Raw genomic sequence first — 18,256 nt, forward strand, 5'->3', positions numbered from 1 at the left:
GCTGAATTGATGACCGGCATCTTCCGATGCCGGTTTTTCTATGTCCGTTCCCCCGGCGAATCGGATAGAAAACACCCATGTTCTCGCTTCTGAAGACAAGGCCGAAAGCGCGGAAACCGGCGCCGCCCGAAACCCGGACGCTTGAGGTGGCCGGCCGGCTGATGCCGTTGACCATCAAGCAGCATGACCGGGCGACGCGCATCACCTTGCGCATCGAGCCGGGCGGCCGGGCCTTGAAGATGACGGTGCCGAAAGGTCTTGCTGCACGCGAGGTCAATGCCTTTCTCGATCGGCACCAGGGTTGGCTGCTGACCAAACTTGCCAAGTTTTCGACCGATGCCGGCTTGCGCGACGGCGGCGAAATTCTCTTTCGCGGCGTTTCCCATCGCATTCAGCATACCGGCAGCTTGCGTGGGCTGACGGAGGCGGTTTTGGTGGACGGCAGACCGGTGCTGCGGGTCAGCGGAATGGAGGAACATGTCGGACGGCGCATCGCATCCTTTCTCAAGAAGGAGGCGCGCGCCGAACTGGTGAAGTTGGCGACCATGCACGCCGCAACGATCCGGGCGCCGATCCGCTCGATCTCGATGAAGGATACGCGCAGCCGCTGGGGCTCCTGCTCGTCGGAAGGAAATCTGAGCTTTTCCTGGCGCATCGTCATGGCGCCGCCCTCGGTGATCGACTATCTCGCCGCCCACGAAGTTGCCCATCTCAAGGAGATGAACCACGGGCCTCACTTCTGGGCGCTTTGCAAGAAGCTTTGCCCCGGCATGGAGGAAGCGAAATCCTGGCTGAAGCGGCACGGAAGCCAGCTGCACGCCATTGATTTCGACTGATCGACGTTGGCGCTAAATGCAGCCTAGCACGCAAATTGGCTCGACTCTTGCTGCATTTCGTGTCACTTCGCTGCCATGAAACCCGATATCAAGATCTGTGGCTTGAAGACGCCAGAAGCGATCGATCGTGCGCTGAAACGCGGCGCGACCCATATCGGTTTTATCTTCTTCGAAAAGAGCCCTCGTTACATCGAGCCGGACCTGGCGGGTAAACTGGCCGAGCCCGCGCGTGGCAAGGCGAAGATCGTCGCCGTCGTCGTCGATCCCAGCAACGACGAGCTTGATGAGATCGTCTCGCTGTTGAAGCCGGATATTCTGCAGCTGCACGGCAATGAGAGCCCCGAACATGTGCTGACGATCAAGGCGCTCTATGGCCTGCCGGTCATGAAAGTCTTTTCCGTGCGCACGGCCGACGATCTGAAGCGCGTCGAAGCCTATATCGGCATCGCCGACCGTTTCCTGTTCGACGCGAAAGCGCCGAAGGGTTCGGAACTGCCGGGTGGCAACGGCATTTCCTTCGACTGGAGCCTTTTGAGCTGGCTCGACGGCAGCATCGACTACATGCTGTCCGGCGGGCTGAACAAGGACAATGTCGCGGATGCGCTTGTGAAGACCAAGGCACGTGGTATCGACGTCTCCTCGGGCGTCGAAACTGCGCCTGGCGTGAAGAGCGTCACAATGATCGATGAATTTTTCGATGCGGTCGAAGAGGCGGATGCGCCTGTCATGGCCTCAGGGAGTTGAGAGTGAACGAAACGCCTAAACCGAATTCCTTCCGTTCCGGGCCTGATGAAGACGGCCGCTTCGGCATTTATGGCGGTCGTTTCGTTGCCGAAACATTGATGCCTTTGATCCTCGATCTGCAGGACGAGTGGAACAAGGCGAAGAACGATCCGGCATTCCAGGCCGAATTGAAGCATCTCGGCGCCCATTATATCGGCCGCCCGAGCCCGCTCTATTTCGCCGAGCGGCTGACGGCCGAACTCGGCGGCGCCAAGATCTATTTCAAGCGCGAGGAGCTGAACCACACCGGCTCGCACAAGATCAACAACTGCATCGGCCAGATCCTGCTCGCCAAGCGCATGGGCAAGACCCGCATCATCGCCGAAACCGGCGCCGGCCAGCACGGCGTCGCCTCGGCCACCGTTGCCGCCCGCTTCGGCCTTCCCTGCGTCGTCTATATGGGCGCGACCGACGTCGAGCGTCAGGCGCCGAACGTTTTCCGCATGAAGCTACTCGGCGCGGAAGTGAAGCCGGTGACGGCCGGCAGCGGCACGCTGAAGGACGCCATGAACGAGGCGCTCCGCGATTGGGTCACCAATGTCGAGGATACCTACTATCTGATCGGAACGGCGGCCGGTCCGCATCCCTATCCGGAGATGGTCCGCGATTTCCAGTCGGTGATCGGCACGGAAGCGAAAGAGCAGATGCTGGCAGCCGAAGGCCGCCTGCCGGATCTCGTCATCGCTGCCGTCGGCGGCGGGTCGAATGCGATCGGCATTTTCCATCCTTTCCTCGATGATCCCACCGTGAAGATCGTCGGCGTCGAAGCCGGCGGCAAGGGTCTGCAGGGCGACGAACATTGCGCGTCGATCACCGCCGGTTCGCCGGGTGTGCTGCACGGCAACCGCACCTATCTGTTGCAGGATGGCGACGGCCAGATCAAGGAAGGCCATTCGATTTCGGCCGGTCTCGATTATCCCGGCATCGGCCCCGAACATTCCTGGCTGAACGATACCGGCCGCGTCGACTATGTGCCGATCATGGATCACGAAGCGCTGGAGGCTTTCCAGACGCTGACCCGCCTCGAGGGCATCATCCCGGCGCTCGAGCCCTCGCACGCGATTGCCGAGGTGATCAAGCGCGCGCCGAAGATGGGCAAGGACGAGATCATCCTGATGAACCTCTCCGGCCGCGGCGACAAGGATATCTTCACCGTCGGCAAGATTCTGGGAATGGGACTGTAAGACATGACCGCACGCATGGACAAACGCTTTGCCGAGCTGAAGGCCGAGGGCCGTCCGGCGCTTGTGACCTATTTCATGGGCGGCGATCCTGATTACGATACCTCTCTCGGCATCATGAAAGCGCTGCCGGAGGCCGGCTCCGACATTATCGAGCTCGGCATGCCCTTTTCCGATCCGATGGCCGACGGCCCGGCGATCCAGCTCGCCGGCCAGCGTGCGCTGAAAGGCGGCCAGACGCTGAAGAAGACGTTGCAGCTGGCGGCGGATTTCCGCAAATCCGATGACGCGACGCCGATCGTGATGATGGGCTACTACAATCCGATCTATATTTACGGCGTCGAGACATTCCTCGACGATGCGATTGCTGCCGGCATCGACGGCCTGATCGTCGTCGATCTGCCGCCTGAGATGGACGACGAGCTCTGCATTCCGGCGATCCGCAAAGGCATCAATTTCATCCGCCTGGCGACGCCGACGACGGATGAGAAACGCCTGCCGAAGGTTTTGAAGAACACCTCCGGCTTCGTCTATTATGTCTCGATGAACGGCATCACCGGTTCGGCGCTGCCGGATCCGTCGTTGGTTTCGGGCGCGGTCGAACGCATCAAGCAGCACACGCAACTGCCCGTCTGCGTCGGCTTCGGCGTCAAGACGGCGGAACATGCAAAGGTCATCGGCGCTTCGGCCGATGGCGTCGTCGTCGGCACCGCCATCGTCAATCAGGTCGCGACGAGCCTGACGAGTGACGGCAAGGCGACGGCGGACACGGTTCAGGCCGTTGCCACGCTGGTGCGCGGCCTTTCCACGGGAACACGTTCGGCGCGCCTTGTTGCTGCCGAATAGTTTGCCCACATTGGTGTCAAAGCATGTCGCGCAAAACTGTGCAGCGGTTTAGCGGGAACACAAAGATCCAAAGCTGGCAAGCGATCTTGAAAGATCGTGACGCGCTTTAGTCAATCAGGAGTATTCGAGTTGAACTGGATCACCAACTACGTTCGCCCGCGGATCAATTCCATGCTGGGCCGTCGCGAAGTGCCGGAGAACCTCTGGATCAAGTGCCCGGAAACCGGCGAGATGGTCTTCCACAAGGATCTTGAAGGCAACAAATGGGTTATTCCGGCCTCCGGCTATCACATGAAGATGCCGGCTAAGGCCCGCCTGGCCGATCTGTTCGACAATGGTGACTATGAATCGCTGCCGCAGCCGAAGGTCGCCCAGGACCCGCTGAAATTCCGCGATTCGAAGAAATACAGCGATCGCCTGCGCGACAGCCGCCTGAAGACCGAACAGGAGGATACCATCCTCGCCGGCCTCGGGAAGGTGCAAGGCCTGAAGCTCGTCGCGGTCGTGCACGAATTCAACTTCATCGGCGGTTCGCTCGGCATGGCTGCCGGCGAGGCCATCGTCAAGGCGTTCGAGCGTGCGACGTCTGAAAAGTGCCCGCTGGTAATGTTCCCCGCTTCCGGCGGCGCGCGCATGCAGGAAGGCATCTTGTCGCTGATGCAGCTGCCGCGCACGACGGTTGCCGTCGACCTGCTGAAGGAATCCGGTCAGCCCTATATCGTCGTCCTGACCAATCCGACCACAGGCGGCGTCACGGCCTCCTATGCTATGCTCGGCGATATTCATCTGGCTGAGCCGGGCGCCGAAATCGGCTTTGCCGGCAAGCGCGTCATCGAGCAGACCTTGCGCGAAAAACTGCCCGAAGGCTTCCAGACCTCCGAATACCTGCTGGAGCATGGTATGGTCGATATGGTCGTCAAACGTCACGATATCCCGGAAACGCTGGCGCGCGTCCTGAAGATCCTGACGAAGAAGCCGGTGTCAGTGGCGAACAACATGAATAGCGGCGCGATCGCCCTGGCGGCGAGCGCCTGATAACCGATAAGCAGGCGGGGTGCCGAAATGATACCCAGGGGCCAAACCGCGGTGAGTGAGGCAGCACAGGAGATCGACAAGCTCATGGGATTGCATCCCAAGGGTTTTGATCTGTCTCTCGATCGCATCACCCGTCTTCTCGATCAACTCGGCAATCCGCACCGGAAACTGCCGCCGGTGATCCATGTCGCCGGCACCAACGGCAAGGGGTCGGTCACCGCCTTCTGCCGCGCTTTGCTCGAAGCCGGCGGCTACAGCGCTCATGTTCACACCTCGCCGCATCTCGTCAATTGGCACGAGCGTTATCGCATCGGCGTTAAGGGCGGCCGCGGGCAGCTTGTCGATGACGCCGTCTTTGCCGATGCCTTGCGCCGTGTGGCCGATGCCAATGCCGGACAGCACATCACTGTCTTCGAAATCCTGACGGCGGTCACCTTCATCCTGTTTTCCGAACAGCCGGCCGATGCCGCGATCATCGAAGTCGGCCTCGGCGGCCGGTTCGATGCCACCAATGTCATTTCCGACCCGGCCGTCTCGGTGATCATGCCGATCTCGCTGGATCACCAGCCCTATCTCGGCGACAGGGTCGAGCTGATCGCCGCCGAAAAGGCCGGCATCATGAAGCCGGGACTTCCCGTCGTCATCGGCCACCAGGAATATGACGCCGCACTCGACGTGCTGATGTCGACGGCCGAACGGCTGCATTGCCCGAGTGCCGTCTTCGGGCAGGATTTCATGGCGCATGAGGAATATGGCCGGCTCGTCTATCAGGACGAATTCGGTCTGGCCGACCTGCCGCTGCCGCGCCTTCCCGGCCGCCATCAATATGCCAATGCCGCCGCCGCCATCCGCGCCGTCAAGGCGGCGGGTTTCACCGTCACCGAGACGATGATGGAAAAGGCGATGAATTCGGTGGAATGGCCGGGCCGGCTGCAGCGCCTCGGCGAAGGCCGGCTGCTGCAACATGCGCCCGCCGGCGCCGAGATCTGGATCGATGGCGGGCACAATCCCGGTGCCGGCGAGGTGATCGCCGAAGCCATGGCCAATTTCGAAGAGCGCCAGTCCCGGCCGCTTTTCCTGATCATCGGCATGATCAACACCAAGGACCCGGTCGGCTATTTCAAGGCCTTTGCCGGCTTGGTCGAGAAGGTTTTCTGCGTACCGATCCGCAACAGCGATGCGATGATCGACCCGGTGATCTTGTCGAACGCCGCCTACGATGCCGGCCTGGTTGCCGAACCGATGTCGACTGTCGGCGATGCGTTGGAAGCCATAAAAGCCGTCCTTGATCCGGAGGGTCTACCCCCGCGTATCCTCGTCGGCGGCTCTCTCTATCTCGTCGGCGATGTGCTTTCCGACAACGGCACGCCTCCGAAGTGATCGGTGAAATGAAGAATACGAAATGAAAAAAGCCCGGTCGAAGCCGGGCTTTTTCGTCAATGTGAATCGGGCGATATCAGGCGGCGCTGGAAATCCAGTTCGAAAGCGCGGTCTTCGCCTTGGCGCCGACAGAAATATCGGCGACTTCGCCGCCCTTGAAAATTGCCAGCGTCGGAATGGAGCGCACACCGAACTGTGCGGCGAGTTCCGGGTTCTCATCGATATTCAGCTTGGCGACCTTGACCTTGCCTTCCATCTCGACGGAGATTTCTTCAAGGCTCGGCGCAATCATCTTGCACGGGCCGCACCATTCAGCCCAGAAATCGACGACGACGGGCTCTGCGGATTCCAGAACTTCCGACTGGAAATTGTTGATATCGACTTTCACGGTAGCCATGGGCTGCTCCTTTACCTCGGGTGTTGAACCACATGTGATGGTGCGGTGCCGAATTTTCAATGTCCGGTATTTCACTTTGTCTTGACCGCTGCAAGCGCCAAACCAAGCGCCTTTTCGCTCAGCGTGTAGAGCGAGGCGTTCTCGGTATAGACGAGCATGCACTCGATAGGCTTGCCGGGATAGAGCGGCGCCAGGATCTCGCGATAGATGGCCAGCTGCGCCCGGTGCGCGAAGGGAATAGCTGCCTCTGTCGCCGGCGGCACCCGATTGGTCTTGTAATCGAGGATGACGACACGATCGGCAAGGACGGCAAGCCGGTCGATGCGGCCGGAGACGGCATAGCGCCTGTCCTCAAGCGTCAATGTTCCCATGATCGAGACTTCGGGCTGGGCCTCGTCACCGAGGACGGCCTGCAGACCCTCTTCGTCCAATAGTTTCAGAACCGAATCGACCAGCTTGCGGCGTTCGGCTTCCGGCCAGAACCGCGCCGCCCGTTCGGCATAGCGACTTGCGGCATCAGCCCGTTCGGCAGGCGAAATTTCGGGAAGCGCCTGCAGCATGCGATGGATCAGCCGGCCCTTCTCCAGCGACCGATCGCTGCGCTCCTTCTCGCCGAACAGCGGCGAAACGACAAGCAAGCCGCCCTCGTCTTCGTCGATGATCGTCCCGGCGCCGGACGGGCTGAGCGGCCGCGGCAGCTCGGCCTGCGGCGGCAATGGCCGCAACAGGCCGTCCGGCAGCCTCTCCTCGCTGTCGCGCTCTTGGCTGCGGTCGATGCGCTCGAAGCTTCGCTCCACCCGCGGCACACGCCATTTGATACCCGGCCATTCGCCATCGGGACTGGAGAATGTCGTCGCCTCGACATGCGGATGGTCGTCGCGCAGTGCCGTTGAAATCATCATATGCCAGGTGTCGTTGTTGAGACGCACGCCGCGATAGCCGCAGACGACCAGCCGGTCGGCGGCACGCGTCATGGCGACGTAGAGCAATCGGCGATATTCTTCCTCCGCCAGCATCTGGATACGAACGGCGTCGTTCTGAGTCAGCGAGTTGGCGAGATCGGAGACGGGAACCCAGACGGGCATCGGCGGTTCGTCGGCATCGGTCTCGATCAGGCGAAGTTTCGGCAGATGGGTATGGGTGAAGGCCTTGGAACCGCCGTCGACCAGGAAAACGATCGGTGCCTCGAGACCCTTGGAGGCATGCACCGTCATGATCCGCACTTCGTTGCGCCCCTTGTCCTGCTCGCGCTTGACCACCGGAGCTTCGAGTTCCAGCGTCGAGATGAAGGATTGCAGCCCGGGAAGGCCGGAGCTCTCGTGGTCGAGGGTAAAGGTCAGGAATTCGTCGAGGATATCGCTGACCTCGGTGCCGAGCCTGGCAAGGAATTGCCGCCGCCCGCCATGGCTGCCCAGCACACGCGCATAGAAATCATGAACCGACAGGCTTCTGGATTGGCGAAGGAACAGCTCCAGCCTCTCCACGGCCGCGCGGAAGCGCTCGGTGCCGTCGGCGGCGAAGCGTCTGAGATGGTTCCAGACGCTCTCATTGTCGCCGCGTAGCGCGGCAATCGCAAATATGTCGTCCTCGGAAAGATCGAAAAGCGGGCTCTTGAGCACGGCGGCGAGCGAAAGATCGTCTTCCGGCAGCAGCAGGAAGCGGCCGAGCGCCAGCAGATCCTGCACGGCGATATGGCTGGTCAGCACCAGCCTGTCGGCGCCGGCGACCGGAATGTCGCCGCGGCGTTTCAAGGCACGCGTCAAGGCATTGACGAAGGCGTCGCGCTTGCGCACCAGCACCAGGATGTCGCCGGCTTCGATCAAGCGCTCTTTGCCTTTGTCGACGATCGTCTCGCGGCCGACAAGCGCGCCGATCGAATGGGCGATCCGCCGGGCCAGGATTGCGGCCGGCGCGCTTTCCGGCGTTGCATCGAAGGGCGCCGTCCAGTCCTCTTCCTTGACCACCGCTTCCGGCGCGACCATCTCCCAGAGATCGACGGCGCCGGGATGTCCGATGCGGCTGGAGCGATGCACGACCGGTTCGCCGAGCGCGCTGAGGCCGCGCGAATTGTCGGGTTCCCTGAAAATATGGTCGACGGCCTCAAGCACATCGGCGGTCGAGCGGAAGGAGAGTGGCAGCCGCACGGAGGAAAAGTTTTGCCCGCTATCTGAGACGCGCCGCCGCGTCCGGTCGCTCTCCTCGGAAAAACGCTCGGGCCGCGCTCCTTGAAAGGAATAGATCGACTGTTTCTCGTCGCCGACGGCAAAGAGCGTGCGCACCACCGGCCGGGCGCTTTCGCCGGAGAAGAAATCCTCGGCGAGCGACTGGATGACGCTCCACTGGATCGGGCTGGTATCCTGCGCTTCGTCGACGAGGATATGATCGATGCCGCGATCGAGCTTGTAGTGGATCCAGGGGCCGACGCCGCTTTTCGTCAGCAGGTCGGCGGTGCGGGTGATCAGATCCTCGAAATCGAGTTGGCTGCGCTGCTTCTTCAGCTCCTCATAGTCGTGATTGAGCCGCTCTGCCAGCACCAGCGCGGCATAGGTCGCCCCATACATCCGCATCAGTTTCAGCCGGTCGCGGCTTGCAGCGACATGGGCGCGGGCAGCGGCGATGGCGCCCGCCAGCAGCGGCGCTTCGGCAAGCATCGCCTTGACCGTGAATTGTGAATCCGCCTTCGGCTCGCCCTTCACCGTCAGAAAGATTTTCTCGAGAAACTCGGCGCGTTTTGCGTCATCGCGTTCCCGCCCGGCAAGCCTGAGACCGTAGGCAACTTCCTGCGCCTTCGCGCCGCCCTTCTGATCGGCAAGCGACAGATAAAGCTCCAGCATACCGCCGGAAAGCTCCGGCAACGGCCAATATTGCGCCGCGATCCGGCTCTCCGTGTCATCCGGGGCAAGGCCCAATCTTTCGCGCAGAACCATCTCGATGCCGCCCTGCCGTTCGGCCGTTGCCGTAAAACGACGGATGGCGTTGCGGTTGGCGACGATGTCGCCGAGCAGATTTTCCAGGCCGGATTCGTCGCCGAGATCGAGCACATAGGCGAATGCCTCGGCAAGGCCGGCGTCTCCCTCCGGCGCGGTCGCCGTCAGCAGTGCCCGGCGCGCATCGGACAGCAGTGCCTCCGCCGCGCGATCGTCGAGAACCGAGAAATGTCCGGCGACATTGGCCTCCAGCGGGAACTGATGCAGCAGCGCCTCGCAAAAGGCATGGATCGTCTGGATCTTCAGGCCACCCGGTGTCTCCAGCGCCTTCGCAAACAGCCGGCGGGCCTCGGCAAGCTTTATTCCGTCGGGTGCCGTCCCCTCGATCTGGGTGATCCGCCGGCCAAGGTCTTCATCGTCAAGCACCACCCAGTCCGCCAGCCGTTCGAAGACGCGGTTCGACATTTCGGAGGCGGCGGCCTTGGTATAGGTGAGGCATAAAATGGCGGAAGGCCGCGCACCCGCAAGCAGAAGACGGATGACGCGCTGGGTCAGCACATGCGTCTTGCCGGAGCCGGCATTGGCCGAGACCCACGCGGAACGCTCGGGATCGGATGCGATCGCCTGCTGGATCGTCGTCCAGCCGATCCAGGCGCCCGGATCATCGTCATTGGGAAGCGCGGTCACGTCACTCATCGCCGCCGCCTTCTTCGGTTTCTGCCGTCGACCATTCGGAGACGCGGGCGAGGTGATCATAATCGCCGCCGAAATCGAATTGCTGTGCCGGGATCAGCCGCGAGGTGAAGCCCTTCTCGCCGGATTGCAGCAAGCTCACGAACTTGACCAGCTGATCGATCGATTCTTCGGCGAGATCCATCGCCGATTTCGCCTTGTCGCTGCGCGCCGAACTCTCATTGTTGACGGTGTCGACCTGAAAGCGGCGTCCCGGACGTAGGCGTACATAGAGCAGGTCCTGCGGAATGAGGCTGCCGACATCGCGGAAGGCGCCGTCGCGCAAGGCTGCCGCTTCGAGCGCTAGCTGCGGATCGAGAAGCACCCGTGCCTGCGCCGGCGAGGGATTGTAGCCTGTCTTGTAGTCGATGATATCGGCGGCATGCGGTCCGGTGACGTCGATCCGGTCGGCAACACCGTTGAGCCGGATATTGATCGTTTCCAGTTCGACGCCGCCCCGCACCTCCGTCAGCGTCTTGCGGATGCCGGGCCGCCGTCCGGCCTCCCAGTCGAGGAAGGCGCCGGCCACAGCACGAAAGCGCGGCCGCCACACTGCATCGATATGCGGCGGCAGCTGCTCCATGTCGAAGAGCTCGGAAAGAATGCGCTCCATCGCCGCTGCCGCATCCGGCGTGCCGGCGACATGGGCTTCGCGAATGAACCGGTCGATGATCGTGTGGTAGAGCGTGCCGCGCTCGGCGGCTCCCGGATCGCGGTTGAACGCATCGACAGGATCGAGCCGCAGAATGCGGCGGGCATAGATGGCATAGGGGTCCCGGCGCAGCCGTCCGACTTCGCTGAAAGAGTAGGATGTCGGCTGCAGCGTCAGCGGCGGTTTCGGCGAGGGCCGCTGCGCCGGGGCCTGGGCCTCGCCCCGGTCGATCAGGCCGGCCCATTGGAGGAAGCGGTTGCCGCGTCCCTTCAATTCCGCTTCGAAGGTCTCTCCGGCAAGCGCCAGCAGCCGCTGCAGCCAGCGCGAGGCGACCGTCGGCGTCGAGCCCTGGCGCAGCGCGCGCGAATAGATCAGATGGCGCGTGCCGTTCGCCATCTCGAAGTCATGCGCCAGCTGACCGATACGCCGTTCCGGCGGCTCGAGGCCGATCTCCGTCTTCATCATGCGCGGAATGAAGGGATTGTTGGCGGTCTGCCCCGGCCAGGTGCCCTCGTTCAGGCCGCCGAGGATCATCGTATCGACGCTCTGCAGGCGGGCTTCCAGCGTGCCGAAGATGAAGAGGCGGGGATGGCTGAGCGCCCGCGGCTTCACCGCATGACCGGCGGCAAGGGCTGCCATGATGTCGATCCATTGCGGCCCGTCGGCCTCCATCTGGCCGTTGGTGTCGATCACTTCGCCGAGCAGCGCGGCAAGCGCATCGCCGGCTTCGCCCGACCAGAGATCGGCGAGATTGCCGTGCGGATCGGCCGCCACCGCTTCAAGCGAACGGCCGGTGCGTTCCGCCCATTCGGACAAGGTAAAACTTGTCGTCCTCCCGCGATCTTCCGGCCGGTGCCGCATCAGGGCCGAAGCCAGCGGCTCGGTCGCTTTTGTGACCCGGCGGGCAAGGTCGTAAGCGGCCTCGGCAGCGTCGGGCGCAAGTGCCTTTCGCCATTGCGGCGCGTGCCTGTCCCCAGCCTGTTCGGCAAGCTGATGGGTGAGCAGCGGTTCGAGCCTACTGATATCCACCTCCGCCACACCGCCGCGCAGCGCCAGCAGCTCGAGCGTCTCGGTGGCGGAAATCAATGCGGCGCGGTCGAGGCCGAAGCGGGCCAGCGGATGTTTGAGCAGCGAGACGATCGCTACCGGATCGCCCGGGCGCAGCGCTGCCTCCAGCAGCAATTGCAGAAGCGTGCCCTGCGGCGCGGCCGCAAGCGGAGTACCGGCCGAATCGTCGGCGAGGATGCCGAAGCGGGAAAGCTCGGCCATCACCCGGCGGGCGAGATTGCGGTCCGGCGTGATGAGCGCCGCCCGGCTTTCGCCGTCCTGCCCCGGTCTTTCCAACGCCAGCCGGAGCGCGATGGCAATCGCGGTTGCTTCTTCGCGCTCGTTGGCGGCTTCGATCAGCGAAACATCGGCGAAAGCTGAAGAAAACGCGCCCTCCGGCAGCTCGCTCTTCCAGGCGCCCCAATCGCTGGTCGCCTCTGCCGGCACGAGTGCGCGGGACAGGATTTCGGCGCGCCGGTCAAGATCGGCTTCCGGCCTGTCGAGGAGGGTGACGTCGGCACGCGTGAGCTTCAGCCGCTTGAGCAGCGATGACAGGCCATATTGCGGGTGGCTTCGGCTTGCGGGATTGGCATGTTGGCCGGGGGAAAGCTCCGGCGCCACCATCTGCCAGTGCCTTTCAGGCATGGCAAGATCGAGGCCCGGAAGCACGATCACGCCCTCGGGCAGATTGGTGACGGCAGCGATCAGATCGGCGGTGGCAGGAACGGAACCCGTCGAACCGGCAATGATGATCGGCCCGGTGGGCTTCGTCGCCGAAAGCCTAGAAGCTTCGGCCCGCAGAATGGCGTTTCGGTGCCGCGCCGGCGAGGATTTGCCGAGTTCGGAAAGCCGCTCGGGCCAGAAGGCACTGGCGATCTGCAGGAATTCCGCAGTCAGCTGCCACCAGGCGGCGTAATCGCCGGTGTCGAGTTTCGACAGTTCCGACCAGTCGAGGTCTTCGGTTTCGATGGAATCGATCAGTTCCGCGAGGTTGCGGGCGAGCCAGATCGCATCCGCCGGGCTTGCCGGCGCGACAAGCGGTGAGTCCGAATGAATGTGGCGGACGATCTCCGGCAGCTTGTTTCGCCAGGCGAGAATGAGGCGCGCAAGCTCCAGCAGGCGGGCGGTATTCGACAGCGGCTGGGCGAGATCGATCGTTGCCGGCAGCGCCTCGTCGAAATAGCCGCTGTCGTCGTCGGTTTCGCCGAGGGGACGAATAACCGGCAGGATCGCCGAGCGGCCGCCGAGCAGGTCGACGAATTCCGAACGCAGCACGCGCACGGCGCGCCGGGTCGGCAGATAGATCGTTACCCTCGAAAGCGACAGCGGATCATCGGCCTCATGCCGGAAGAGCGGCGTCAGCCGGCCGTCGCAAAGCGTCGTCGCCAGCGTTTTCAGGAAGGAGAGGCCCGCCGGGATCGTCAGAATGCGTGGCTGGTGCCGCTCCGCCATATCTCACGCGAACGCCCGCAGCCGCCGGATCGTTTCCTCCGCTTCGCCGATTGCCTCCGGCGTTCCCACCGTCAGCCAGTGGCCCTCGAGCACCATGCCGAAAAGCCGCCCGCGCGCGATCGCCTTGTCGAAATAGATATTGAGGTTGAAGGCATCCTGCGGCGCATCGTCTAGCAGCGACGGGTTCATGACGATCGCGCCGGCATAGACGACGGGATTGGATGGATCGTCGCGGTACCGCGTCAGCCGGCCGTCGGCCGCCATGCCGAAATCGTTCTTGCCGTTGTGACCCGTCGTATCCTCGATCCTCACGCAGAGCAGCGCCATGTCCATACGTTCGGCATCGAAGAATCCGGCTAAGCGCTGCAAGTTCGTCGGTCGTCCCGGCTGTTCGCCGATCCAAAAGAGATCGGCATTCATGACGAAAACGTTGTCGCGATCGAGCAGGGTCAGACCCTTCGCCAGCCCGCCGCCGGAATTCATCAGCGCTTCCCGCTCGTCGGAGATGATGATGTCGAGGCCGTGATAGGCCTCGAGATGATTGAGCATCTGGCCGGCAAAGTGGTGAACATTGACGACGGTCCGTTCGACGCCGGCCGCAACCAGCATATCCAGCGCATAGTCGATCATCGGCTTGCCGTCGATTTTCACCAGCGGCTTCGGGATCGTGTCGGTGATCGGGCGCATACGGGTCCCAAGACCCGCGGCCAGTACCATGGCTTGTCTGATGGTCATCCTGATCCGGAACTTATGATTCGCTTTGGCCTATTCCAGCCCTTGCGCACCAATCGCGCAAGGGGGCAAGCGCTTCGTGCTCGAATGCGACCTGGAGATAGGCAAGCGTTCGCGGCATATGTTTGAGATAGCCGGGCTTGCCGTCGCGCTGCAACAGCCGCACCCAGAGACCGGCAAGCTTGCAATTGCGCTGCGCCGACATGATCGCCCAGGCCTTCATGAATTCGGCTTCGTCAAAGCCGCCCTGGGCGCGGCGAAGGCTGAGATAATCATCCATCAGCTGCCGGAAGAGCGCCGGTTCGATCGTGACCCGCGCATCCTGGACGATGGAGGCGAGGTCATAGGCGGTCGGGCCGATCATCGCATCCTGGAAGTCGATGATGCCGATTTTGCCAATACCACTTCTCTCGTCGCGCCAGATGATATTAGGCGAATGGAAGTCGCGCAGCAGCAGGTTCTTCTCGGCGGTCGTGAGCTCGTCGATGAGCGCGTCCCAGATCGCCAGATACTCCGCCCGTTCGATATCGGTGGGAGGTGTGCCGCGTTTCCAGGCAATATGCCAATCGAGCACAAGCTGCACTTCCATCCTCATTGCCGTGCGGTCGAAGTCCGGAATGTGATGCGTGTGCGTCGCAGACACCGGGATATCCTGCGGGATCTGCATGGAATGAAGATGGGCAAGGCAGGCGACGCTTTGCCGGTAACGTTCGGCGATGGGCCTTCCGTCCTCATCGAGCATGCCTTCGCTGCCGAGATCCTCGATCAGCAGGATGCCCTGCTCATAATCGACCTTATAAATCTCCGGCGCCGCAAAACCCCGCTCGCGCAAGGCATCGGCAATCGCAACGAAAGGATAGGCGTTTTGTGCCAGATGCGCGACCTTGGGATAGGGCTTGCCGTCATAGACCGGCGGTCCCTCGGGATGCGGGCGCCAATCCATCAGTATTTTTCGCGGGCCACCGTCCGGATAGATCGCCTCATAGGCGCGCAGCGAAGCATCGCCGGTCAGGAAGCGGCGTTTGACATCGGGATAGCCGGCTTCGTCGAGGAAGGCGCGGATCGCCAGGACCCTGCGGATGCGTGAAGCCTGCGGCTCTGCGGCTTTGATCGTTGCCCGGCGGCCGGCGCCTTCATGGTCCAGCCTCAGTGCGATACGATCGGCCGGCAGTTCGCCCTCAGCCATCTCGGGCCATTCGACGAGGCAGATGCCGTTCTCCAGGGCCTCGTCGAATCCGAGTTCCGTCAGTTCGGCCGGATCGCCGAGCCGGTAGAGATCGAAGTGCGAAACGGGAATACGTAGATCATAGGATTGCACCAGCGTGAAGGTCGGGCTCGGGACCTCGAGCCCCTCGTCATCGGCCATGGCGCGCAGGATCGCCCGGGCGAGCGAGGATTTGCCGGCGCCGAGATCGCCGGAAAGGGCAAGGCAATCGCCGGCTTTCAAGGCGAGCGCCAGGTCTTCGCCGAAGCGGATGGTCGCGGCTTCGTCCTTCAGGAAAAGCGAGATCGTGTCGCCGGTCGTCATTCGGCGGCAGCGGAATGCGGGATATCGACCGAGGGAATGCGGCAGACGACGGTCGTGCCCTTGCCCGGCTCGCTGTCGATCGTCACGTCGCCATGATGCAGGCTGACGAAGCTGTCGACGATCGACAGTCCGAGGCCGGCACCGCCGCGTTTGCCGCTTTTCGCTCCCGTCGCAAAACGGTCGAAGACGGTGGCGATCATATCGGGGGAAATGCCGGGGCCGCGATCGCTGACGGAGAAGACGAAATCCGTGCCTTCGCGATGGCATTCCAGCGAGATCGAGGTGCCCTCGGGCGAGAAATTCGCCGCATTGGAAAGCAGCTTCAGCAGGATCTGCTTTAGCCGCTGCGGGTCGGCAACGATCGAGCCGAGATAGGCCGGCGCGGTGATTTCGAGCGCGACGCCGCTTTCATGCAGGCGATCGGCGATCTGCATCGAGACGTCGTCGAGCAGGTCGTTGAGATCGATATCCGCATAGTTCAGCCGCATGATGCCGGCATCGACGGTCGCAAGGTCGAGAATGTCGTTGACGAGCGTCAAGAGAACCGAGGACGAGGTCGAGATATGGTCGATATATTCGGCCTGGCGTTCGTTCAGCGGCCCGACGCCCTGGGTGCGCAGCAGGTCGGTGAAGCCGATGATATTCGTCAGCGGCGAGCGCAGCTCGTAGGAGACGTGCTGGACGAAGTCGTTCTTCAGCTCGTCGGCCTTGCGCAGCGCTTCGTTCTTCTCGGTCAGCGCCCGCTCGGCCCGCACGCTGTCCGTCATGTTGACGAAGGTCAGCATGGTTTGCGCATTCGGCAGCGGGATGACCGCATAGTCGAGCACGAGGCCGGAGAAAAGTTCCAGCGTTCCCTGGCCCGAGCGGCGTTCGTCGTCGAAGCTGGTGATCAGTTCCGCGAACGCCTTCCAGCCGTCCGGCCGGTCATAGGATGGCGCGCAGGCCTCGCCAAGCGCGCGGATATGGGTGCCGGGCTTGGCTTCGGTTTCGGTAATCCCCCAGAGCGCGCGGAAGGCCGGGTTCGACAGACGGATGCGTCCATCCGGGCCGAACACCGCCACACCTTCGGAAAGATGATCGATCGTTTCGCCCTGCACCTTGACCAGCGTGTTGTAGCGCGTTTCGAGATCGACCTGCTCGGTCAGGTTTTCGAACACCCAGGTGGCGCCGCCCTGCGGATGGGCGGTCGCAAAGACGCGCAATGTCTGCCCGTTCGGCAGGTGCCAGAGATCGGATTGCGTGTCGAGCGCGCGGTAGACGGAAAGGGCCGCTTCCTTCCAGCTCTTCCAGTTGAGCTGGTCTGGCAGCTTCTTGGCTGCCCGCAGCCGCTCGAGCAGCTCGCTATTGTCCGGCCGGCCTTCGAGAAAGGCGATATCCAGCTCCCAGAGGGCGACGAAGGCCTGGTTGTAGAATTGCAGCCGGCGGTCGCCGTCGAAGATCGCGACCGGCGTGGCCAGATGGTCTAGCGTTTCGGCATGGCTCTTCAGCGTCCGTTCCAGCTCGGCGCGCACCGCCTCGATGTCGGACACATCGATTGCGATGCCGGCCGAGCCGCCGGGAAGCCTGACGTCGACGACGTCAAAGAAGGTGCGGTTGCCGTGCACGACCGTCGAGATCGTGTCGTGGAAGGGCGATTCCGGCGTCACCGTCGCGCGAATGCGTTCGCGCGCCACGGTGGTCAGCATCTCGCGGCCTTCATTGATCGCCTGTTGCGGCGAGCGCGCTTCGACGGCCTCGCCATAAGCCTGGTTGACCCAGGTGAGGCGGCCGGCCGGATCGCGCTGCCAGGCCGGCATGTCGATCGCGTCGAGCATGGTCTGGAAGGCCGAGATCGAGGTCATCAGCCGGTCGCGCTCGATCCTGAGTTCCGCAAGCTCGGCGCGCAGATTGTTGAGCGCCACGAAACGGACGAAGGCGCGGCCGCCGGAAACCCGGCCCTGCGCCTCGAGGATTTCATCGCGGATGGTTTCGACCACCATGTCGAAGCTCTGTGCCCCGTCGCGCAGCCGGTCGATGGCCTTTTCCAGATCGGCGGCCGAGCGTGACTTCAGCCAGAGGCCGAAGGCCAGGAACTCGCCGTCCTGCGGCGCGCCGGTCTCGGGCGGAAGCTGGCCGAGCAGTTCGGGGCGGGCATTGCCGTCCCAGATGACGATCCGCCGGTTCTTGTCGGCGATCAGCGCCTGGTATTGCGAAATGCGCTGTTGGGCATCGGAGAGCGCCGAGCGGATTTCCCGGCTCTCGCTTTCCAGATTGCCGCGCTGGCGCACCAGCCACAATGTCGAAAGCAGTGCTGCCGATATCACGCCGATGACGACGGAAACGCCGACGACCTGCGAGGATGTGAAGAGGTGAGCCGCTGCCGCTGCTTGCTGCTCCGTCTGTGCCAGAACCGGCCGCGCCAGCGCGGCAAGCGCCGTGCCGGCTGCGCAGGCTTTCAGAAAGCGCGCCAATGATCCATGCTCTTGCTTTGCGGCCTCGTGTGCCGTTGCAGATTGATGTTCTTGGCCTGCCATCAGCGGGCGGCGACCGGCGCGAGCGCCATCATCCGCCTGACCGGGCAGGCTGTGTTTCAGTTCCGACATCCGCGGTATGTCTCCGTCCTTCAATGTGCCGCATTACGACAAGACATCCCATTTCCGGAGCGGCCGGACAGGGTCCGACGCCACGAATCAAGTCTTAAAACAATACTTCGGATGGGAATCGGCGGGAAGGGAGCGCCCAAAAAATA

Annotated in this window: 12 protein-coding genes; 6 read left to right on the forward strand and 6 right to left on the reverse strand. The window is 62.8% G+C overall.

What is annotated here, in order from left to right:
• Positions 1–77 precede the first annotated feature (77 nt).
• The 6 genes from CO657_RS20320 (at position 78) to CO657_RS20345 (ending at position 6,061) form a co-directional block, all read left to right on the forward strand.
• Positions 78–836 (forward strand): M48 family metallopeptidase, encoded by a 759-nt coding sequence (locus tag CO657_RS20320; protein ID WP_003589511.1) that lies wholly within the window; start codon positions 78–80, stop codon positions 834–836.
• A gap of 75 nt (positions 837–911) precedes the next feature.
• A complete protein-coding gene (locus CO657_RS20325) occupies positions 912–1,580 on the forward strand; it encodes a phosphoribosylanthranilate isomerase (RefSeq protein ID WP_054185470.1) in 669 nt (222 codons plus the stop codon).
• A gap of 2 nt (positions 1,581–1,582) precedes the next feature.
• Positions 1,583–2,803, forward strand: a complete 1,221-nt coding sequence (gene trpB / locus CO657_RS20330) for a tryptophan synthase subunit beta (protein ID WP_003589509.1) — start codon at positions 1,583–1,585, stop codon at positions 2,801–2,803.
• Positions 2,804–2,806: 3 nt separating this feature from the next.
• Positions 2,807–3,646 carry a tryptophan synthase subunit alpha gene (trpA, locus tag CO657_RS20335; protein WP_054185469.1) on the forward strand — a complete coding sequence of 280 codons (840 nt, stop codon included), beginning with the start codon at positions 2,807–2,809 and terminating at the stop codon, positions 3,644–3,646.
• A 129-nt stretch (positions 3,647–3,775) separates the two neighbouring features.
• Positions 3,776–4,681, forward strand: coding sequence for an acetyl-CoA carboxylase, carboxyltransferase subunit beta (gene accD / locus CO657_RS20340; protein ID WP_003589507.1), 906 nt, complete (start codon positions 3,776–3,778; stop codon positions 4,679–4,681).
• Positions 4,682–4,708: 27 nt separating this feature from the next.
• Positions 4,709–6,061 carry a bifunctional folylpolyglutamate synthase/dihydrofolate synthase gene (locus tag CO657_RS20345; RefSeq protein ID WP_054185468.1) on the forward strand — a complete coding sequence of 451 codons (1,353 nt, stop codon included), beginning with the start codon at positions 4,709–4,711 and terminating at the stop codon, positions 6,059–6,061.
• 76 nt (positions 6,062–6,137) lie between these two features.
• Here the strand turns inward: CO657_RS20345 and trxA are convergent, their stop codons facing one another.
• The 6 genes from trxA to CO657_RS20375 form a co-directional block, all read right to left on the reverse strand.
• Positions 6,138–6,458: a thioredoxin gene (gene trxA / locus CO657_RS20350; protein WP_003589503.1), complete on the reverse strand. Its 321-nt coding sequence runs from the start codon at positions 6,456–6,458 to the stop codon at positions 6,138–6,140.
• 71 nt (positions 6,459–6,529) lie between these two features.
• On the reverse strand, positions 6,530–10,081 hold the full coding sequence (gene addA / locus CO657_RS20355; protein ID WP_054185467.1) for a double-strand break repair helicase AddA: 3,552 nt from the start codon (positions 10,079–10,081) through the stop codon (positions 6,530–6,532).
• Positions 10,074–13,268 carry a double-strand break repair protein AddB gene (gene addB, locus CO657_RS20360; protein WP_054185466.1) on the reverse strand — a complete coding sequence of 1,065 codons (3,195 nt, stop codon included), beginning with the start codon at positions 13,266–13,268 and terminating at the stop codon, positions 10,074–10,076. The genes addA and addB overlap by 8 nt, the downstream gene beginning before the upstream one ends.
• A gap of 3 nt (positions 13,269–13,271) precedes the next feature.
• Positions 13,272–14,003, reverse strand: a complete 732-nt coding sequence (locus CO657_RS20365) for a nucleotidyltransferase family protein (RefSeq protein WP_054185465.1) — start codon at positions 14,001–14,003, stop codon at positions 13,272–13,274.
• Between the two features lie 13 nt (positions 14,004–14,016).
• Complete coding sequence (tsaE, locus tag CO657_RS20370) at positions 14,017–15,528, reverse strand: tRNA (adenosine(37)-N6)-threonylcarbamoyltransferase complex ATPase subunit type 1 TsaE (RefSeq protein ID WP_054185464.1); 1,512 nt, start codon at positions 15,526–15,528, stop codon at positions 14,017–14,019.
• Entirely contained in the window at positions 15,525–18,110 is a 2,586-nt protein-coding gene (locus CO657_RS20375) for a PAS domain-containing sensor histidine kinase (RefSeq protein WP_012559411.1), read from the reverse strand. Before CO657_RS20375 ends, tsaE begins: the two co-directional genes overlap by 4 nt.
• Between the last annotated feature and the right edge of the window lie 146 nt (positions 18,111–18,256).

Source organism: Rhizobium acidisoli (genome assembly GCF_002531755.2).
Lineage (GTDB): Bacteria > Pseudomonadota > Alphaproteobacteria > Rhizobiales > Rhizobiaceae > Rhizobium > Rhizobium acidisoli.